Source organism: Planomonospora sp. ID67723 (assembly GCF_015711605.1).
GTDB lineage: Bacteria > Actinomycetota > Actinomycetes > Streptosporangiales > Streptosporangiaceae > Planomonospora_A.
Window position 1 is genome coordinate 227,719 of sequence record NZ_JABTEZ010000006.1, and the last position, 19,998, is coordinate 247,716.

At 73.2% G+C, this 19,998-nt stretch carries 16 protein-coding genes and 1 riboswitch; of the genes, 9 read left to right on the forward strand and 7 right to left on the reverse strand.

From position 1 onward, the window contains the following. The first annotated feature begins 49 nt into the window (after nucleotides 1-49). From HS041_RS35620 to HS041_RS35655, 8 genes are all read left to right on the forward strand, one after another. Complete coding sequence (locus HS041_RS35620; RefSeq protein ID WP_196445288.1) at nucleotides 50-1,195, forward strand: acyltransferase family protein; 1,146 nt, start codon at nucleotides 50-52, stop codon at nucleotides 1,193-1,195. A gap of 86 nt (nucleotides 1,196-1,281) precedes the next feature. Next, the gene (gene dop / locus HS041_RS35625; protein ID WP_196445289.1) at nucleotides 1,282-2,796 is read left to right on the forward strand and encodes a depupylase/deamidase Dop; all 1,515 of its coding nucleotides are present in this window, start codon (nucleotides 1,282-1,284) and stop codon (nucleotides 2,794-2,796) included. Nucleotides 2,797-3,022: 226 nt separating this feature from the next. After that, nucleotides 3,023-3,115, forward strand: a riboswitch (adenosylcobalamin (AdoCbl) riboswitch). Between the two features lie 40 nt (nucleotides 3,116-3,155). Further along, nucleotides 3,156-3,350, forward strand: a complete 195-nt coding sequence (locus HS041_RS35630) for a CbtB domain-containing protein (RefSeq protein WP_196445290.1) — start codon at nucleotides 3,156-3,158, stop codon at nucleotides 3,348-3,350. Between the two features lie 7 nt (nucleotides 3,351-3,357). Further along, a complete protein-coding gene (locus HS041_RS35635; RefSeq protein WP_196445291.1) occupies nucleotides 3,358-4,110 on the forward strand; it encodes a CbtA family protein in 753 nt (250 codons plus the stop codon). Next, a complete protein-coding gene (locus HS041_RS35640; protein WP_196445292.1) occupies nucleotides 4,107-4,745 on the forward strand; it encodes a histidine phosphatase family protein in 639 nt (212 codons plus the stop codon). The genes HS041_RS35635 and HS041_RS35640 overlap by 4 nt, the downstream gene beginning before the upstream one ends. Then, on the forward strand, nucleotides 4,742-6,958 hold the full coding sequence (locus HS041_RS35645) for a magnesium chelatase subunit D family protein (RefSeq protein ID WP_196445293.1): 2,217 nt from the start codon (nucleotides 4,742-4,744) through the stop codon (nucleotides 6,956-6,958). Before HS041_RS35640 ends, HS041_RS35645 begins: the two co-directional genes overlap by 4 nt. Before the next feature lie 21 nt (nucleotides 6,959-6,979). Next, the gene (gene cobO / locus HS041_RS35650) at nucleotides 6,980-7,582 is read left to right on the forward strand and encodes a cob(I)yrinic acid a,c-diamide adenosyltransferase (RefSeq protein WP_196445294.1); all 603 of its coding nucleotides are present in this window, start codon (nucleotides 6,980-6,982) and stop codon (nucleotides 7,580-7,582) included. A gap of 23 nt (nucleotides 7,583-7,605) precedes the next feature. Next, nucleotides 7,606-8,931, forward strand: coding sequence for a cobyrinic acid a,c-diamide synthase CobB (locus HS041_RS35655; protein WP_230880315.1), 1,326 nt, complete (start codon nucleotides 7,606-7,608; stop codon nucleotides 8,929-8,931). 25 nt (nucleotides 8,932-8,956) lie between these two features. Here the strand turns inward: HS041_RS35655 and HS041_RS35660 are convergent, their stop codons facing one another. The 4 genes from HS041_RS35660 to HS041_RS35675 all read right to left on the reverse strand — a co-directional run bounded on the left by HS041_RS35660 (nucleotide 8,957) and on the right by HS041_RS35675 (nucleotide 14,155). Next, the gene (locus HS041_RS35660; protein ID WP_196445296.1) at nucleotides 8,957-11,704 is read right to left on the reverse strand and encodes a putative bifunctional diguanylate cyclase/phosphodiesterase; all 2,748 of its coding nucleotides are present in this window, start codon (nucleotides 11,702-11,704) and stop codon (nucleotides 8,957-8,959) included. A gap of 83 nt (nucleotides 11,705-11,787) precedes the next feature. Beyond that, a complete protein-coding gene (locus tag HS041_RS35665) occupies nucleotides 11,788-12,594 on the reverse strand; it encodes a serine/threonine-protein kinase (protein ID WP_230880316.1) in 807 nt (268 codons plus the stop codon). 262 nt (nucleotides 12,595-12,856) lie between these two features. After that, complete coding sequence (locus tag HS041_RS35670; RefSeq protein ID WP_196445298.1) at nucleotides 12,857-13,651, reverse strand: serine/threonine-protein kinase; 795 nt, start codon at nucleotides 13,649-13,651, stop codon at nucleotides 12,857-12,859. A 99-nt stretch (nucleotides 13,652-13,750) separates the two neighbouring features. Next, entirely contained in the window at nucleotides 13,751-14,155 is a 405-nt protein-coding gene (locus HS041_RS35675; protein ID WP_196445299.1) for a hypothetical protein, read from the reverse strand. 219 nt (nucleotides 14,156-14,374) lie between these two features. Between HS041_RS35675 and HS041_RS35680 the strand changes: the two genes are divergently transcribed. Continuing rightward, entirely contained in the window at nucleotides 14,375-14,584 is a 210-nt protein-coding gene (locus HS041_RS35680; RefSeq protein ID WP_196445300.1) for a ubiquitin-like protein Pup, read from the forward strand. A 257-nt stretch (nucleotides 14,585-14,841) separates the two neighbouring features. Here the strand turns inward: HS041_RS35680 and HS041_RS40295 are convergent, their stop codons facing one another. The 3 genes from HS041_RS40295 to HS041_RS35695 are packed head-to-tail and all read right to left on the reverse strand — an operon-like array spanning nucleotide 14,842 to nucleotide 19,947. Then, on the reverse strand, nucleotides 14,842-17,658 hold the full coding sequence (locus HS041_RS40295; RefSeq protein WP_196445301.1) for a glycoside hydrolase family 38 N-terminal domain-containing protein: 2,817 nt from the start codon (nucleotides 17,656-17,658) through the stop codon (nucleotides 14,842-14,844). Then, a complete protein-coding gene (locus tag HS041_RS35690; RefSeq protein ID WP_307845613.1) occupies nucleotides 17,648-18,736 on the reverse strand; it encodes a Gfo/Idh/MocA family protein in 1,089 nt (362 codons plus the stop codon). Before HS041_RS35690 ends, HS041_RS40295 begins: the two co-directional genes overlap by 11 nt. Beyond that, nucleotides 18,727-19,947 carry a CehA/McbA family metallohydrolase gene (locus tag HS041_RS35695; protein ID WP_196445302.1) on the reverse strand — a complete coding sequence of 407 codons (1,221 nt, stop codon included), beginning with the start codon at nucleotides 19,945-19,947 and terminating at the stop codon, nucleotides 18,727-18,729. The genes HS041_RS35690 and HS041_RS35695 overlap by 10 nt, the downstream gene beginning before the upstream one ends. Between the last annotated feature and the right edge of the window lie 51 nt (nucleotides 19,948-19,998).

A 19,998-nucleotide genomic window follows, 5' to 3' on the forward strand; every position in this document is an offset into this window, starting at 1 on the left:
CGGCTCTCCGTCCAAGGGGCGTGCGTGAACATCTCGGGCGGGCTGCCCGTTGACCGGTACGCGATCCCGCGGAGCGGCCGGGGAGGGCGGCGGTCGCCTCGCCGAGCTGGACCTCCTGCGCTTCGTCGCCGCGCTGGCGGTGCTCGCCTTCCACTACTTCATCGCCTTCCGCTCGATCTGGGGTGAGACCCCCGCCGAGCTGTTCCCGGCGATATCCACGGTGTCCGGCCTCGGCATCCTCGGCGTCGAGCTGTTCTTCATGATCAGTGGCTTCGTCATCCTGATGAGCATCTGGGGCCGGGGCCTGGGCTCCTTCGCGCTCTCCCGCGTGGTCCGGCTCTACCCGGCCTACTGGGTCAGCGTCGGCGCCACCGCGGCCCTGTACGGCCTCACCTCGGCCACGGCGCTGGACCCCAAGCTGGACGCGGGAGGGTACGCGGTCAACCTGACCATGCTCCAGCGCCTGCTCGGCGTCTACGACGCCACCGGTGTGTACTGGTCGCTCTGGGTCGAGCTCCGGTTCTACCTCCTGATCTCCGTACTGGTGGTCTTCGGGGTGACGCTCGGCCGGTGCCTGGTCTTCATGGGCGTCTGGCTGCTGGCGGCCGGGTTCTTCGCGGGCAGCGACGACTACTGGGTGGAGCTGCTCGTGATGCCCAAATACGCGGCCTACTTCGTCGGCGGCATGGCCTTCTACCTGATGACCAGGTACGGTCCCCGGCTGGTGCTGTGGTGCGCGGCCGGGATCAGCGCCGGCCTGGCCGTCAGCGCCGCTCTGGACCGGGTCGCCGGCCGGATCGAGCTGGTCGGCTACGCCGCCATGCCCGTGCCGGCGTGGGCCGTCGTCGCCACGGTGATCGCCTTCTACGCGCTCATGGCCATGGTGGCGCTCGGCTGGCTGGGATGGCTGCGCTGGCGCGGTCTGATCGTCCTCGGCGCGATCACCTACCCGCTCTACCTGTTCCACACCGCGGCGGCCGTACTGATCGTCCCGGCGCTCCGGGAGACGCTGCCGCCCTGGCTCACCGCGGCCGTCACCGTCCTGGCCGCGACGGCGTTCTCGTACGCGGTCTACCGGATCGCCGAACGGCCGGTCCAGGAACTGGTCAAGGCATGGCGGCGGCGCCGGGCCGCCGACCGGGCCGTCGTCCCCCCGATGCCGCGCGCCCCGGGCGAAAAGGCTTCGGTGCCATAACTGTCCGACCACAGGGCATAGTGAAAGGTCTAGGCTCGGGGATATACACGGCGGACAAGATAGCCCCGGATGAACAGAGGGTGCGCATGACGGTACGGCGAGTGATGGGCATCGAGACCGAATACGGCATCTCCGTGCCCGGACAGCCGGGGGCCAACGCGATGGTGACCTCCTCTCAGGTCGTGAACGCCTACCTGGCCGCCTCGGCGGCCCGGGCGCGGCGGGCGCGGTGGGACTTCGAGGAGGAGAACCCGTTGCGCGACGCGCGGGGTTTCGACCTCGCCCGGGAGGTGGCCGACGCCAGCCAGCTCACCGACGAGGACCTCGGCCTGGCCAACGTGATCCTCACCAACGGTGCGCGGCTCTATGTCGACCACGCCCATCCCGAGTACTCCACGCCCGAGTGCACCAACCCGCGGGCCGCGGTGATCTGGGACAAGGCGGGGGAGCGGGTCATGCACGACGCCGCCGTCCGCGCCTCGGCGATCCCGTCCAACGCCCCCATCCAGCTCTACAAGAACAACACCGACAACAAGGGCGCCTCCTACGGCTGCCACGAGAACTATCTGATGCGGCGGGCCACGCCCTTCGCCGACATCGTCAGATACCTGACGCCGTTCTTCGTCTCCCGGCAGATCGTCACCGGCGCAGGCAAGGTCGGCATCGGCCAGGACTCGCGCGGCGAGGGTTTCCAGATCAGCCAGCGGGCCGACTTCTTCGAGGTCGAGGTGGGCCTGGAGACCACGCTCAAGCGGCCGATCATCAACACCCGGGACGAGCCCCACGCCGACCCGGAGAAGTACCGGCGGCTGCACGTCATCATCGGCGACGCCAACATGTCGGAGATCTCCACCTACCTGAAGCTGGGTTCCACCGCCCTCATCCTGGCGATGATCGAGGACGGCTACTTCACCCGCGACCTCGCCGTGGAGAACCCGGTCCAGGCGCTGCGCGCGGTCTCCCACGACCCCACGCTGAAATACGAGATCCCCATGCGGGACGGGCGCAGGCTCACCGCGCTCCAGCTCCAGATGGAGTACCTCGAGCTGGCCAGGAAGTACGCCGAGACCCGCAGCGGCAACGGCGCCGACGAGCCCACCAAGGACGTCCTGGACCGCTGGGAGTCGGTTCTCACCCGCCTGGCCGACGATCCCATGCAACTGGCCGGGGAGCTCGACTGGGTGGCCAAGCTGGAGATCCTCGAGGGATACCGCAACCGTGACGGCCTCCCCTGGTCGCACCCCCGGCTGCAACTCGTCGACCTCCAGTACTCCGACATCCGCCCCGACCGCGGCCTCTACAACCGCCTGGTCGCCCGGGGCAGGATGCAGCGCCTGGTCAGCGAGGAGGAGGTGCAGCGCGCCGTCGAGGTCCCGCCCAGCGACACCCGCGCCTACTTCCGCGGCCGCTGCCTGAGCCAGTACAGCGACTCGGTCGCCGCCGCCTCCTGGGACTCGGTCATCTTCGACATCCCCGGCCGCGAGTCCCTGCAGCGCGTCCCGACCTTGGAGCCGCTGCGCGGCACCAAGGCCCACGTGGGAGAGCTGTTCGACCGCTGCCGCACCGCCGCCGAGCTGGTCACCGCGCTCACCGGCGAGTAGCGAGCCGCCGAGGCGGAACCCGGGGGCCCACGCGGGTCCCCGGGTTCCGCCTGCCCGCGCTTGCGCGGGACGCCGCCGTCCGGCCTCCGGAAGCCGCCGGGCGTGGCAGGACCCCCGCTGTAGTCCGATAGGTCGGAATTGATGTCATAAGTCGTTTTTGTCACCCCTATGGTGAGCGGGGTGGATTGACGGGGAAGAGGATCACGGGATACGTTCCGGATGTTTTGTGGCGGCGCGAGGGAAATCCGGTGAGATTCCGGTGCGGTCGCGCCACTGTAACCAGCCCTCAGGGGCGGGAGCCAGGTCACTCGGCCGCCACCACCGACGAGAGGGACGCGCAATCCCTGAAGGAGGTAGCCGTGAGCCAGATCTCGGCTCCGCAGACCCGGCCCATTCCGTGGACCTCGCTCACCCGCTGGCTGCTCGCCGTACCGGTGCTGCTGCTCGTCGCCTACCTGGTCGCCTTCGACCAGGGCGCGATCTCGCAGGCCGGGAACTACCTGCACGAACTCATGCACGACGGGCGCCACCTGCTCGGCGTGCCGTGCCACTGAGCCACACGTGATCACCAGACTCCTGGTCCGGGGCATGCTCGCCGGGCTGCTCGCCGGGCTGCTCGCGGCCGTCTTCGCCTACGCGGTGGGCGAGCCGCACATCGAGCGGGCCGTCGCGCTGGAGGAGGCGGCCGGAACCGCTGCCCACCCCCACCCGGCGGCCGAGCCCGCAGACCACTCCCACGGCGAGGACGCCCTCGTCAGCAGGGGCGGGCAGCGCTTCGGGCTCTTCCTCGCCCTGGCACTGTACGGCGTGGCGATCGGCGGCCTGTTCGCCCTCGTCTACGCGGCCGTGCGCGGCCGGGCCGGACCCCGCTCCGAACCGGCGCTCGCGGTCGTCCTCGCGGCCGCCGCGTTCGCCGCCGTCGTCCTCGTCCCCTTCCTGAAATATCCCGCCAACCCGCCCGCGGTCGGCGACCCCGATACGATCGACCAGCGCACCGTGCTCTACCTGGTCGCCGTGGCCGTCGGGATCCTCGCCGCCGCCGCGGGCGCCGCCACCCACCGCCTGGCCGCGGACTCCGACCCCCGGGTGCGCTGGCCCGCCGCGGGCGCGGTGACGCTGCTGCCCGTGGCAGCCGCCTGGATCCTGCTGCCGGAGATCGCCGAGGTGCCCGCGGGCTTCCCCGCCGACCTGCTGTGGGACTTCCGGATCGCCTCGCTGGGCACCCAGGCGGTGTTCTGGCTCGGTGTCGGCACGCTGTTCGCTCTCGCCTCGCGCGAGCGGACCCCGGCACCGCCCGCGTCCGCCGCGGCGTGACGGGGGCCGGCGGGGTCGCCCGCCTGACGCTGGTCTGCCACGCCTCGACCCGGGCGATCGCGCGGGCCGCCTTCCCGGGCGACGAGCCGCTCGACGAGCGCGGCCTGCGCCGGGCCGCAGCCCTGGCCCCCCTCATCGGCCTGGCGGCGGAAGCGGGGCGGGACCCGGAGGCACAGGCCGGGCAGGGCGGCCTGGCGCCGCGGTCCGGAGGCGTCCGGGTGGCCTGCGCCGCCGAGCGGCGCTGCGTCCAGACCGCGACGGCTCTCGGCCTGCCGGCCGGTGGAGAACCCGATCCGCTGCTCGCCGACTGCGACTACGGCCGCTGGCGCGGCATGACGCTCGCCGAGGTCGAGGCCGCCGAGCCTGAGGCGCTCGCCGCCTGGCTCGCCGATCCCGCCGCCGCACCCCACGGCGGGGAGCCGCTCCTCGGGCTCATCAGCCGGGTGGCGGACTGGTTGTCCGCAGCGGCACCGGGCAGGGCCGTCGCGGTCACCCACCCCGCGGTCATCCGCGCCGCCGTCGTCCACGCCCTCGACGCCCCCGCCCGGTCCTTCTGGCGCGTCGACGTCGCGCCGCTGGCCCGCGTCACGCTCACCGGCCGCGGCGGCCGCTGGCGGCTCGGCTACCCCGAATGACGAACTTCAAGGAGACCCCGACGGTGCCCGACACCTCCGCAGCGACCTCGACGGCCGCCCCGGTCACGGCCTCGGCGGCGCGGGACGCGCGCTACCCCTTCACCGCGGTCGTGGGGCTCGCCGACCTCAAGCTCGCCCTGATCCTCAACGCCGTCTCCCCGCGCGTCGGCGGCGTGCTCGTCCGGGGCGAGAAGGGCACCGCCAAGTCCACGATCGTGCGGGCGCTGGCGGCGCTGCTGCCTCCCGTGGAGGTCGTGCGCGGCTGCCGCTTCTCCTGCGACCCGGCCGCCCCCGATCCCGGGTGCCCCGACGGGCCGCACGGGACCGGGGGCGCGAGCCCGCGCCCCGCCCGCCTGGTCGAGCTGCCCGTCGGCGCCTCGGAGGACCGCCTCGCCGGTTCGCTCGACATCGAACGCGCCCTCACCGAGGGAGTGAAAGCCTTCGAGCCCGGGCTGCTCGCCGGGGCCCACCGCGGCGTCCTCTACGTCGACGAGGTCAACCTCCTCCACGACCATCTCGTCGACCTGCTCCTGGACGCCGCCGCGCTCGGCACCTGCTACGTCGAGCGCGAGGGCGTCTCGGTACGGCATGCCGCCCGGTTCCTCCTGGTGGGCACGATGAACCCCGAGGAGGGGGAGCTGCGCCCGCAGCTCCTCGACCGGTTCGGCCTCACCGTGGAGGTCAGGGCCTCGCGGGACCCGGCGGAACGGGCCGAGGTGGTACGGCGCCGCCTGGCCTTCGAGGCCGGCCCTGCCGCCTTCGCCGCGGACTGGGCCGTCCAGGAGGCGGCGCTGGCGGCCCGGATCGCCCAGGCTCGCGCCCGCGTCCCCCACGTGGTCCTGCCCGACGCCGCGCTGCGGCGGATCGCCACGGTCTGCGCGGGATTCGACGTCGACGGCCTCCGCGCCGATCTGGTCACCGCGAACGCGGCCATCGCGCACGCCGCCTGGCAGGGCCGTACCAGGGTCACCGCCGAGGACGTCCGCGAGGCCGCCAGGCTCGCCCTTCCGCACCGCCGCCGCCGCGATCCCTTCGACGCCCCCGGCCTGGACGAGTCCCGCCTCGACGACCTCCTCGCCCAGGTGCCCGACGACCCGGAGGACGACGGCCCGGAGGGCGGTCCCGGTGCCGGGGGCCCCACCGAGGACGGCGGCCCGGAGACCGGCCGGTCGCCCGGGGCGGACGGCGCCCCCTCCTCCGGAGACGACGCCCCGGCATCCGGCGGAGGCGACGCCGCGGTCTCCCCGGAGACCGAAGGCGGGCACGACGACCCGCCCGCGACGGCGGAGCACGGTCCCGTGGGGCCTCCGGCCGACGGGGACGGAGACCCGTCCGAGACGGCGGGCCACGACTGCGCCGCCGGACGCCCGCCGGCCCAGGATCCGGAGACCGGGCACGGACACGGTGAGCGGATCGCCGAGGCCGGGCCGCTGCGCCGGACCCGGTTGTTCACCGTCCCCGGAGTCGGCGCCGGAGCCCCGGGCCGCCGCTCCCGGGCCCGGACCCCCCTCGGCCGCACCATCGGAGCCCGCGTGCCCGACGGCCGTCCCGCCTCCGTCCATCTGCCGGCGACCGTCCTCGCCGCGGCGCCGTACCAGGGGGAACGCGGCAGGACCGGCCCCGGCCTGCTGCTGCGCCGCGACGACCTGCGCGAGGCCGTCCGGGAGGGCCGTGAGGGCAACCTGGTGCTGCTCGTCGTCGACGCCAGCGGGTCCATGGCGGCACGCCGGCGCATGCAAACGGTCAAGGCGGCCGTGCTCAGCCTCCTGCTCGACGCCTACCAGCGCCGCGACAAGGTCGGCCTCATCACCTTCCGCGGCGCTCGCGCCGACCTCGTCCTGCCGCCCACCTCCTCCGTCGAGGCCGGCGCCGCCCGGCTGCGCGAGCTGCCCACCGGCGGGCGGACCCCGCTGGCCGCCGGGCTCCTGCGCGCAGCCGAGGTGCTGCGCACCGAACGCCTGCGCGACCCGGCCCGGCGGCCGCTGCTGGTCCTGGTCACCGACGGCCGCGCCACCTCCGGCACCGTCGAGGAGTCGCACCGCGCGGCCGGGCTGCTGACCGGGGTGGCGAGCGTGGTGGTCGACTGCGAGAGCGGGCACGTCCGCCTCGGCCTGGCCCGCTCCCTCGCCCGCCGGATGGGCGCGGAGACCGTGCGCCTCGACGACCTCACCGATCTCGCCGGGCTGGTCCGGGAGCGGCGGACCGCCGCATGAGCACGCAGAAGGGGGCATGACATGCCACAGGGAAAGCCGGTCAGCGTTCCCGAGGACGGCCTGACCACCCGGCAGCGCCGTACCCGGCCGCTGGTGATGGTCCACACCGGGCCGGGCAAGGGCAAGTCCACAGCGGCCTTCGGCCTGGCCATGCGCGCGTGGAACCAGGGCTGGCCGATCGGGGTGTTCCAGTTCGTCAAATCCGCCAAGTGGCGCGTCGGGGAGGAACGCGCGCTGCGGGTCCTCGGCGCGTCGGGCGAGGGCGGACCGGTCTCCTGGCACAAGATGGGGGAGGGCTGGTCCTGGATCCAGCGCCCCGGCAGCGAGGCCGACCACGCCGCCGACGCGCGCGAGGGCTGGGAGCAGATCAAGCGCGACCTGGCGGCCGAGACCTTCCGCCTCTACGTGCTCGACGAGTTCACCTACCCGGTGAAGTGGGGCTGGATCGACGTCGACGACGTGATCGCCGCCCTCGCGTCGCGCCCCGGCAACCAGCACGTCGTCATCACCGGCCGCGACGCCCACCCGCGCCTGGTCGAGGCCGCCGACCTCGTCACCGAGATGGGCAAGGTCAAGCACCCCATGGACGCCGGTCAGAAGGGGCAGAAGGGCATCGAATGGTGATCCGGCCCGAGCCGATACCGAGACTGGTGATCGCGGCGCCGGCCTCCGGCGCGGGCAAGACCACCGTCGCGACCGGACTGATGGCCGCGCTGGCCCGCCGCGGCCACGCGGTCTCCCCGCACAAGGTCGGACCCGACTACATCGATCCCGGCTACCACGCCCTCGCCACCGGCCGCCCCGGACGCAACCTCGACCCGTGGCTGGTGGGCGAGGAACTCGTCGCGCCGCTGTTCCTGCACGGCGCCGCGGGCGCGGACGTCGCGGTCGTCGAAGGAGTGATGGGCCTGTACGACGGGGCCGGCTCGGGCGAGTTCTCCTCCACCGCGCACGTGGCCCGGCTGCTGGACGCCCCGGTCGTCCTGGTGGTCGACGCGGCCCGGCAGAGCCGCTCCGTGGCGGCCTTGGTCCACGGCTTCGCCTCCTACGACACCCGGCTCAGGTTCGGCGGGGTGATCCTCAACCGCGTCGGCTCCGAGCGGCACGAGGAACTCCTGAGGGAGGCCCTCGCCGAGAGCGGGGTGCCCGTCCTCGGCGCGCTCCGCCGCAGCGACGCCGTCGCCACGCCCTCCCGCCATCTGGGCCTGGTCCCCGCCGCCGAGCGCCGCGCCAGGGCGGACGAGGCGATGGACGCCGCCGAGGCCCTCGTCGCCGCCTCCTGCGACCTGGAGGAGCTCATGCGGCTGGCGCGTACGGCTCCGCCCCTGGCCGCCCGCCCGTGGAGTCCCGAGCCCCGCGAGCCCGTCACCGGATCCGGAGGGGTCAGGATCGCCGTCGCCGCAGGACCGGCCTTCACCTTCGGCTACACCGAACAGGCCGAGCTGCTGACCGCGGCCGGAGCGGAGATCGCCGCCTTCGACCCGCTCACCGACGAGACCCTGCCCGAGGGCGCGCAGGCACTCGTCATCGGCGGGGGCTTCCCCGAGGTCTACGCGGCCGAGCTCTCCGCCAACGAGCCGCTGCGCGCGCAGGTCGCCGCGTTCGGCGGCCCGATCTCGGCCGAGTGCGCCGGTCTGCTCTACCTCGCGCGGTCGCTCGACGGCAAGCCGATGTGCGGGATCCTGGAGACCGAGGCGGCCATGACCGGCACGCTCACCCTGGGCTACCGCGACGCGGTGGCCGTACGTGACTCGGTGCTCACCAGGGAGGGCGAGCGGTACCGCGGCCACGAATTCCACCGCACCGCCGTCGCCCCCGCCCCCGACCGGCCGCTGTTCCGCTGGCGGGGCGGGGCCGAGGGGTTCGCCGCCGGCCGCGTCACCGCCTCCTACCTGCACCTGCACTGGGCGGGCAGCCCGCATCTGGCCACCCGGTTCACCCGGGCATGCCGGTCACCGGTTCCCGGACCGTGACGCGCGCCGCCGCCGTGGGCGGGGCTCAGCCGGCCAGGGAGGACGGCGCCCACCTGTCGGGACCGTCGCCGGCCGCGCGTTCGGCCAGCCAGGGCTCGATCTCCTCGGGCGGCAGCGGCCGCGCGAAGTGGAAGCCCTGGGCCAGCCGGTAGCCCAGCTGGTACAGCCGCCGGGCCTGGTCGGCGGTCTCCACGCCCTCGGCCACCGCCCGCAGCCGCATCGCCTGGGCGATGTGCGCCATCGAGGTCGCGATCGCCGCCTGCTCCACGCTGCCGGTCACCCCGTCGACGAACAGCTTGTCGACCTTCAGCACGTCCACCGGGCAGGTGCGCAGCAGGCCCAGAGAGGAGTGCCCGGTGCCGAAGTCGTCCAGCGCCAGATTGACGCCGAGCGCGTGCAGGGTGTGCACCGTCTCCAGCGCGGGCCCGCCGTCGAACACGGCCGTCTCGGTGATCTCCAGCAGCAGGTCGGCCGGACGCAGCCCGGTCGCCTCCAGCGCCTCGGCCACCGTCTGCCCGAACGCCGGCTCACGCAACTGCCGGGCCGAGACGTTCACACTCATCTTCGCCGGCGCCGCATCGCCGTAGCGCTGCTTCCAGGCCGCCATCTGCCGGCAGGCCTCACCCAGCACCCAGGCCCCCACCTCCACGATCATCCCGGTGCGCTCGGCCACCGGGATGAACTCCGCCGGAGAGACCAGACCCCGCTCGGGATGGCGCCAGCGCACCAGCGCCTCCACCCCCGACAGCCCCCCGCCGGGCAGCGTGACCACCGGCTGGTACAGCAGGAACAGCTCCCCGGCGCTCAGCGCGTGCCGCAGCTCCGCGCCCACCCGGGCGTGCTCCACCGCCCGGGTGTCCATGTCGTCGGTATAGCGCACATAACGGCTCTTGCCCTGCTCCTTGGCGGCGTACATGGCCACGTCGGCGCGGCGCAGCAGCTCGCTGGCGTCCATGCCGGACCCGCCGTCGACCAGGCCGATGCTGGCCTGCACCAGCAGCTCGTGACCGCTCGCACCTACCGGGGCGCCGAGCGCCGCGATGATCTCCTGAGCGATCCGGTCGGCCTCGGCGGAGGTGACGTCGCGCAGCAGCACCGCGAACTCGTCGCCGCCCAGCCGCGCCACCGTGTCGCCGCGCCGTACGCATTCGCGCAGCCGGTCGGCCACGGCCACCAGCAGGGCGTCGCCGACCGCGTGGCCGAGCCGGTCGTTGACGGTCTTGAAGTCGTCCAGGTCGATCAGGGCCAGCGCGACGCCGCGGTGCGGGGACTCCGCCAGCGCGCCCACGGCCTGTTCGGTGAACAGGGCCCGGTTGGCCAGCAGGGTCAGCGCGTCGTGGGTGGCCTCATGGGCCAGCTGGTCCTGGAATCGCCTGGTCTCGGTGATGTCACGCGTGTTGCTCACGATGCCGCGGATGCTGGGATCGTCCATCTGGTTCGTGCTGACGACCTCCGCCCAGCGCCAGCTCCCGTCCGCGTGGCGCATGCGGACCTGGCAGGTGGCGGTGGTGCCGGGGCGCTTCCGGAGCAGGTCGCCCATCTCCCGCATGACTCCGCGGTCGTCCGGGTGGACGAACTCGTGCACGGACCGGCCCAGCCACTGATCGGTCGGAATGCCGAGGATGGCTTCGACGCTCGGACTGATGTAGGTGTACTTCCCGCTCACATCGTTGATCGTGATGACGTCGGAGGAGTTCTGCACGAGTGAGCGGAACCGCTGCTCGTGCCGGCCCAGCTCCAGCATGCTGGCGTCCAGCCGGGCCAGCAGGTTCGCGTTGTCGTAGAAGGCAGTGATCTGGCGCACCGCCACGAGCCCGGTGAGGGTGATCGCGCCGATCACGATCACCCGGATCTCCGGGCCCGCCGGCCACGTCGAGAACAGCAGCAGGGCGTCCGTCGCCGCGATGGCGGCGTACGGCAGCAGGCTGAACGGCCGCCGCCGCCGCGGGAGCGGCGCGGGCCTGGCCGCGACGCTCCGCTGCAGCCCGGCTGAGAGGGCGAAGAGGAACGCGGCGATCGGGACGCTGACCTGCCCGACGTGCAGATGGGGTTTGGCCTCGACCAGAGGCGTGAGGGCGCCACCCAGCGCCCCCGCCAGGACTCCCAGCCCCAGGACCGAGAGGGCGAGGCGGTCCAGCGGGGCGCTTCCCGCCAGTGCCAGCCTGACCGCGGCGAGTATCGTGACGAAACCCAGAGTGACGACCGTCAGGCCCCACCAGACCGAGCCCGTCAGCGCGGACAGCTGCGATGAGCTGCGCACCGTGAAGTAGCCGGCGAACAGTGCGGCGGCGAGCATGACGACACCCGCGTCGAGTCCCAAAGTCAACTGCGTCTTACGCGAGCGCGACGCCTCGGGCAGTCGCGCCAACGCCCAGAGCGCGACCAGGACGCCACCGAGATACAACCCGATGGTCAGCGGTCCGACGTACTGGATCTGCGGGCCCGACCCGGTCAGCGCGTCGTGCGCGTTGCTGATCAGAGCCACCGTTATCAGCCCCGCGGCCACGCTGAGACGCCGCCAGAACGACCGCGCGGGTGCGGCCAGCGCGACGGTCCTTCCGGCGCGTGCGGCCGCGAACGCGGCCAGCGTGAAGGAGAGCGGCCCCGGCGTCCACGCCACGACGGGGAAGGCCAGGGGGCGAGCGAAGTTGACGGCGAACCACACCGCGGCGAACACGACCAGCACGGCGAGCACGGACAACAACGGGTCCGTCAGGGTGCGGGCCAAGACGTCGCGAAGCGCCGTGACGCGCCGCCATTGCGCGGCTCTCATGCCTCATCCCCCCGGTACCGGCGATTCTTCCTCGGAGGTGTCCATCGGCACGTGGGAGCGGCTCCTGAGCGGTTTTCCGCGGCCTACACGATGAAGGTGCCCGGCGGGAGCCGCGTCGCCGGCAGCCGGGGCGGGGCGACCGTCACCCCCTCCAGCCGGAGGATCTCCGACAGCATGCGCGCCGCGTGGTCGGCGGTGATGCGATCGGCCGGATCACGCCGCAACAACCCTTTCAGGACCCTGCGGAGAGGTCCCGCCTTCACCGGGGGATCCGGATCTCCGGCCATCGCCCTGCCCAGCACGGCCAGCGCGTCCTGCCCCTCGTAGGGAGGGCGGCCCTCCACCGCGAAATACAGGCTGGCCCCGAACGACCACAGATCCGCCGCCGGGCTCGCCCGCCTGCCGCGCAGGCGCTCCGGGGCGACGTAGCCCGGAGCGCGGCTGATCGGCACCGTCGTCGACGCGCTGGGATCGCCGTTCAACGCCGCGATGCCGAAGTCCGAAAGCACCACCCGGTCACCTGTCAGCAGGATGTTGCCGGGGTTGATGTCCCGGTGCAGGACGCCCGCTCCGTGCGCGTGCCGCAACCCCGCCAGCAGCTGGAACCCGATCCACGCCGTCCAGTGGATCGGCAGGTGACCCAGGTGGCCGACCGTCTCCTCAAGGGTGAGAGCCTCCAGGGACTCCATCACGATCCAGAGCCGCCCCCGCTCCTCCAGCAGGTCGTGCACCGAGATCACCGCGGGGTGGCTCAACCGCCCCGCCGAGCGCGCCTCACGCAGGGCGCGGCGCCGCGCGTCGTGCAGGTCCGCGCGGTCGGCGCGGAACGGCGGCTGAATCTCCTTGATCGAAACATCCCGGCGGAGCCGCAGGTCGTGCGCGCGCCACATGATGCCCACGCCGTCCCTGCCTTCGGGGGAAAGCAGCTGATAACGTCCCCCGAGTGGTCGCGAATTCCCCATCCCCGTCTCCATGAACCACCTGACACGCCTAGAAACCGGGTCTCACGGTCGATTCATATTTTCATCTGGAACGGTGCAGGGGGTGAAGGCCCCAGGTGTTACGCATAACAATTCAGTCGCATGCGCGGGTGGAGTATTATTTTATTTTCCGCCCCGGAGCGGACTGCCGGAAGGAACGGCCGGAAACGCCTTACGCGGCGCTGTGCCTGCGCAGATTCACGAGCATGGCATACGTCTGCTCGGAACTCAGCCGGGCCGCCGGATCCTTGCGCAGCAGGCCCCGCAGCACCGGCTCCAGCGCGCCCGCCCGCCGGGGCTCACGCGGGGGCTCCTGCAGCGCCTCTATCAGCGCGGCCATCGAGTTCACCGTGCGGAACGGCGTCCTGCCCTCCACCGCCATGTACAGCGTGGCCCCGAACGACCACATGTCCGCCTCGCGCGTCCCGCCCCGGCCCTGCAGGATCTCCGGGGCGATGAACGCCGGGGTGCCGCGCATCGAGGTCGTCGCGGCGCCCTCGAACGCCGCGAACCCGAAATCGGCGAGCACCACCCGGTCGCCCGTCAGCATGATGTTGGCCGGCTTGATGTCCCGGTGGACCACCCCGCCGTCATGGGCGTGCCGCAGCGCCTCCAGAAGCCGCCGCCCGAGTTTGGCCACGAGCTCGACCGGGAGCGGGCCCGCCTGGACCAGCGTGTCGTGCAGCGTCAGCGCCTCCAGGAACTCCATCACGATCCAGAGCCGCTCGGCCTCCTCGGCCAGATTGTGCACCGTCACGATGCCCCGATGGCTCAGCCGGGCGGCCATCCGGGCCTCCCGCACCACCTTCCGCCGCCGCTCGCGGGCACCCGGTCCCGGCGGCAGCGCGATCTCCTTGAGCGCCACGTCGCGCTCCAGCAGTAGGTCGTAGGCACGCCACACGACGCCTGTGGCGCCCTTTCCCACGGGGGCGATGAGCTGGTAGCGGTTGTCGATGATGGGGCTCACGAGGGCATGATCTCAGCAATCGGCACCGAAGGCCTACTTGGAACGGTCCAAAACGGGTAGATCCTGCCAAATGGGCATGAATCTACAACGTAAGGGAGCTCAGACGAGACCGATCCCCAAGATCAGGGTTCCGGCCGCCAGGGACGCCCCGCCCAGCGGAACCAGCCAGATCAGCTTGCTCGGCCTGGTGTCCGAAGGGCGCACCACCGACAGGAAGAAGCCGAGCGGCATCAGGATCGGCGCCGCCACGATCAGGATCCGGCTGAGGCTCCTCAGCCCCTCGGACAGGTCCGCCTGGTCGATGTAGAGCAGTGCGACCAGCGCGAAGAGCACCAGCACGCCCGCATGGGCGTGCCCGGCCCGCCACAGGCCCCTCCGTACGGGGTTGTCGAGGTAGCCGGGGATGTTGCGCGTGATGTGGGCGAGCAGCGACACCCCGCCGAAGGCGACGGCGGGCACGGTGATCAGGAGCGTGCCGGCGGTGGTCAGGGATGAGGGTGACATGAGAGGTCCTCCTGTTGGATAGCTACGCTAGCCAATTATTGGATAGTGCTCCTATCTAGTCAAGGGGAGAAAGGATTTGCCCTGGAGGTCGCGGGGGAGGTTGTCTGGCGTCAGGGATCCCGGGACGGCCGGCGAAGATCGTGGAGCGATCCGCGCGAAATGTCTGCCGGTTCGGGGAAGATATGAACTACAGACGTCCCCCAGGCGGAGGTGCCGTAGATGGCAAGCAAGGACACCGGCGGGCAGAAGCAGACCGGCCGGAGCGACCGCGAGGTCGATGAGGTCGCGGTCGAGGAGACCACGGACGTTCAGGAGCGCCACGAGAAGCTCTCTGACGACGTGGACGCGATCCTGGACGAGATCGACGAGGTTCTCGAAGAGAACGCAGAGGAATTCGTGCGCAGCTACGTCCAAAAAGGTGGACAGTAGGGTAAGCAGGCATCAGGAGGCGGGTGGGAGGGCGAATTCGCCGAACGCGCCGGTCAATTCCACGATCTGCGGAGACCGCAGCAGGCGGAAGCACACCGGTGCGTTCTGACGTCGAAAGCGGTCGCCTGACGGACCGGCGTCGTACTGCAACCGCGCTTGCGCGGACATGACGCCGCGTCCTGCCGAGAGCGGCAGGCGGCCGAGGACGGGTCGGCGCCTCACTGCAGGAGGCGGGGCGCCGCCGGATGACCGGTCCGTCAGCGGGCGGGGGTCAGGTGGACGGTCGCGATCTCGAAAGGGCGCAGCGGTAGCCGTACGGCGCCGCCGGTGATCTCCAGCCGCTCGCCCGCCGTGCCGAGGATGCCGGCGCGGCGGGTGGCGGTGAAGGGTCCGCGGACGACGGCCTCGGTGGCGGCCGGGTGCTCGGCGACGAGGCGGAGTTCGAGGGCGCCGTCGCGCTCGCGCAGGGCGGTGAGGACCACACCGTCGCCTCCGACGTCGAGGGGGGCGTCCTCACGGCCGGAGGCGACGTTCCGGCCCGAGCCTGGGACGGCGAGCAGCTCATGACGATACTCCTCGGCCAGCCGCGGCAGGCCGGCCTCGTCCCAGGCACCCTCGTGCGGGAGCACGGCGAAGCGCATGGTGGTGGGGCCGGGGCACTGGGCGTCCGGGGTGGGGAGCTGGGGGCCGGCGGGTTCGTCGCGGTAGGCGTTGCGGTTCCTGGACAGGTGGCCGACGGAGCGCAGCAGGGTGAGGGCCAGCTCCCCGCCGGTCAGCTCGTATTCGGTGACCTGGTCGAGCAGGACGGCCAGGCCTCCGGCGGAGACGAACCCCTCGGCGGGGAAGGTGGGCAGGGGCTCCTCGCCGCAGCCGCCCTCGCCGGTCAGGCCGCGCCGTACGACCGCGAGCTGTCCCTCGGCGAAGGACTCCGTGGCGGGCCGGGGCAGCGGCGCGTGCCAGCGGACGCGGTGGTCACGGGTGCGGTTGTCGAAGGAGGTCTCCAGCCGCAGGTACGGCTCGCCCGCGCGGAGCTCGGCGCGGGTGGTGACGGTGACGGTCTCGGTGGTGGCGGCACGGCCGTCCTCGGAGGACTCCACGGGCCAGTCGTAGGTCCGGCGGATCTCCAGCACCGAGACGAGGGGGCCCGCGTGGACGCTCTCGATCTCGACGGAGGAGGGGGCGTCGGAGAGGACGTCGCGGCGGGGCGGCGCGTGGTTGTAGGTGTCGCCGGCGTCGCCTCCGTCGACGATCCGGCCGACGCCGCGGGCCTCGGCGCCACCGGGGAGGAGCGAGTGCAGCGACAGGGTGCCGTCGTGGGCGACGGCGACGCGCAGGAGGCCGTTGTCGAGGACGGCGTCGCCGCCGGGCCGCGACCAGCCGGGGGCGCGCGCCACGCCGGCGGGAGCGCCCTCGGCGCCCGCGGGGGCCGTGCCGGGGTCGCCCGCCGCGCCGTCGCGGCGGGGACCGGGGAGGTCCCCGCCCGCGGACGGGGGCGCGGAGGTGAGGACGGCGCGGCCGAGCGCGGGGACGGTGACGTGGGCGGCGACGGTGACGACGGGTTCCGCGAGCGTGCGGACGCGCCAGGGGCCGGGGTGGGCCGTGGCGCCGCCGAGGACGGACCGGCGCAGATCGGCGTAGTCGTAGCCGGTGGTGGCGTGACGGCCGACCACGATGGTGAAGACGTTCTCACCGCCGCCGGCGGCGTCCGGGGTGCTCCCGGAGACGTCCCAGGAGATGATCTCCTGGCCGAACAGCTCGCGCTCGTGGATCCGGCCGAGAAGCCGGGTGAGGTCGTCCATGACGCTCTCGTCGAGCAGGGTGGGGGCCAGTCCGAGGCGCTGCAGCGGGACCTGCCCGCCGCCGGAGGTGAGCAGGCGGGCCCGGCTCTCGGGCAGGTCGGCGAGGACCAGCGCGGTCCGGGTGAAGGGCGAGGGGTTGACCACGACGAGGGCGTCGCGGGCGGCCCGGTCGGCCAGGGAGGCGCTGACCATGTCGACGACGGCCTGGCCGATCTGCTCGGCCTCGGCGATGCGGGCGGCGACCTGCTGAGCGGTCTCGTCGGCGCCGCAGCCGGTGATGGAGTCGTGGCCGCTGCAGGTGATGAGGCGGCGCCAGGCCATGTCCAGGAGCTTGGCGGCGGCGGTGTCGCCGGGCAGCCAGCGGGCGGCCAGCGGCTCGGCGTAGCGGGTGACGACGCGCTCGGCGCGGGCCATGGCCCGCTTGGCGGGGACGCGGGCCGAGATGACGCCGGGCAGGATGTTGGCACGGGCGTGGGAGCGCAGCTCGCCGGTGACGGCGGGCAGGCCGGTGGCGGACGGGTCCTGCGCGGTGACGTACTCGCCGAGGGTGGCCAGCCGGAGCCCGGCGGCGGTGATGCCTGCGGCCGGGGCACTGTGGTCGGCACCGTACATGGCCAGCAGCGGGCCGTCGGGGTGCCAGGGGCGCAGGGTCCCGGCGAAGGCGGCGAGCCGGTCCGGCATGGCCTCGGCGGGGCCGCTGAACAGGGCGACGGCGTTGCCGTACCCGCCGGGGAGATACTGGGTGCGGACGGTGGTGCCGTCGGCACCGGTCCAGGCGAAGGCGTCCCGGTCGACGGAGGCGGGCACGCCGCGCCAGAGACAGGCGTGCTCGAAGCCGGCCTGGCGCAGGATCTGCGGCATCTGGGCGCAGTGACCGAACTGGTCGGGCAGGTAGCCGACACGCATCGCACCGCCGAGCGCCTCTGCGCCGCGCACGCCGTACTCGAGATTGCGGATGAGGGTCTCCCCGGCGCACAGGAACTGGTCGGCGAGGATGAGCCACGGCCCGGCGGCGAGGCGGCCCTCGGAGACGAGCGACCTGATCTCGGGCAGCCGCTCGGGCCGGATCTCCAGATAGTCCTCCAGCGCGGCCAGCTGGCCGTCCATGGTGAAGCGGTAGCCGGGGTCGGCGGCCATGACGCCGAGGACCTCGTCGAGCATGCGGACCAGGCCGAGCCGGAAACGCTGGAACGGCAGGTACCACTCGCGGTCCCAGTGGGTGTGCGGGACGACCACGATCTCGCCGACAGGGTCGGCGACAGGTTCAGGAGTCACGTGCCTCGCCCCCTATGGCGTCTCCGGCGGCCGTTGCGACGATTCGCTGCGCGGTCACGATATCGGCGAGGGCGCCGTCGCGTCCGGTGAGCGGGGGCGTTCCCTCGGTCACCAGGGCGTGGAACGCCTCCAGCTGGAGCTCGAACGCCTCGGACACGTCGCGGTGGACGGCCCTGACCTCGGTCGTCCCGGAAAGGGAGGTGGAGGTCAGGACGGTGGGGGCGTTCATCAGATAGGGGGAGGGGAAGACGAGCTCGAGCGAGCCCTCCTCGTGATGGACGGTGACGGTCTCGCGGTAGGCGGGATGGCCGGGCAGGTAGTGCCAGCGCAGGCCGTACCGGCCCTGCTCCAGCGCGCCGGAGACCTCCACGGAGGGGCCCTCCCAGACGGCGGCGTGCTCGACGGTGACGGGCGGGCCGCTGAAGGTCCGCATGAGGGCCAGGTCGTGGCAGAGACTGCCGAGGATCACATCGGCGTAGAGGGAACGCCAGGACTGCGGGGCGGCGGGCCCGAGCGCGGCGTCGAGGGCCTCCTCGTCGGCGCGCAGCCACGGTTCGAGGGCCTCGGGGGAGGGCCGGGACGGGTGGACGTGGGCGAAGGCGAGCTGGGCCTCGCCGGTGGGGTGCAGGACGGCGGCGTCGAGGTGGCGGACGGCCCGTCCGCCGAGGAGGGCGGCGGCGCGCCGGACGGCGGGGTCGTACTGCTTCATGTAGCCGACCATCAGCCGCGTCTCGTTCTTCAGGGCGGTCGCCTCTGCGCGGCTGTAGGCGAGGGGCTTCTCGCACAGTACGGCGGTGCCGGCGGCGAGCGCGGCGGCGACGAGCGGTCCGTGGGACCCGGCGGTGAGCACGATGAGCGCGTCGAACCCGCCGTGGCCGAGCATGACCCACGGGTCCGAGAAGGGCAGCGCGCCGGTGTACCGGGCGATGCGGCCGGCCTGGGCGGGGTCGAGATCGCACACGGCGGTGACGCGGAACAGCTCCGGCCGCCTGGCCAGCAGCGGCAGGTACATCACCTGCGCCGCCACGCCCAGGCCGGCGACCGCGACGTTCACGGGGTGCGCGGAGTTCAGCTGCACAGGGCCATCACCTCGTTGCGGAAGGTCTCCAGCCGGTGGGGGCCCGGCCGGGCGGGGAGCACGGCCCGGTCACCGATGATCACCCGTTGGGTGACGGGGCCGCGCAGGACGAGACCGTCGGCGTCCAGCACGAGGAAGTCGTCGCCGTGGCGGAGCAGGAGCGGCCCGTCCGGGGTGGCGGAGACGGCGGTGGCACCGGCGCGGAGCCCGTCGAGGAGCCCGCCGGGAGAGTCGCCGCAGAGGACCCAGGTGGTCGGCTCGCCCGGCGGATGGCCCTCCTCCGGCCGGTGGTAGTCGCTGCCGCCGATCATGACGGGACTCTCCGTCCACGCCTGGGTCCAGGCCGCCGGCGCGCCCCAGGTGCGGTCGAGCCAGCTCCAGTGCCAGGCCTCGACGACCGGGGGCCGCTCGGCCATGCGGTGGCGCCAGGCGCAGTCGGCCGCGACGGGATGATTGATCGACATCACCCCGCCTCTTTCCCGTACGGTGGACGCCCACGCGCCGGGCGGCTCGCGGAAGTCGATCCAGCCGAGGTCGCCGAAGGCGTTGGCGTGGCCGAGATCGGTGGTGATCTCCTGCCCGGGCAGGAGGGTGATGGCGGCGTAGGCGGCCGCGGCGGGCAGTTCGGCGTGGTGGCTGACGGTGTTGTGGTCGGTGACGGCGAGGAAGTCCAGGCCCCTGTCGGCGGCCAGGCAGGCCAGCTCGGCGACGGTGAGGGAGCCGTCGGAGTGCACGGTGTGGGTGTGCAGGTCCCCGGCGAGCCAGCGCAGCCCGCCCAGCGCGGGCAGGCCGCGCCGGGCCGCGGCGGGTTCGCGCAGCGGGGGAGGGGGCCGCAGGCCGCGCCGGAGCGGCGGCGGGACGGCGGGCGGCGACAGGTGCGGGATGATCCGCAGCCGGTACGGCAGGCCGCCGGGCGGGACGCGGTGCAGGCCGAGCAGGACGTGCCAGACGCCGGGTTCGGGCTCACCGGACAGGTAGCCGGGAGTGGCCCAGGCCGGAGTGATCGTGTACTCGGAGCGGGCTCCGCCGGACCAGCCGCGGAACCCCTGCGGCCCGAGGCAGCCGAGGTCGAGCACGCCCGCCGTGCGGTCGTAGGCGAGGCGGACGGTGAAGGCGCGCGCGTCGGCGGGCAGTTCGAACGGAACCCCCCGGACCGGGCCGGCGACGCGGTCGGCGAGAGCCCAGTGGCCGGTGCGGCGCAGCGCCCTCATGACAGCGCCCTCATGCCAGCACCCTCGTAGCGGGCCCTCACGTCGGCGCTC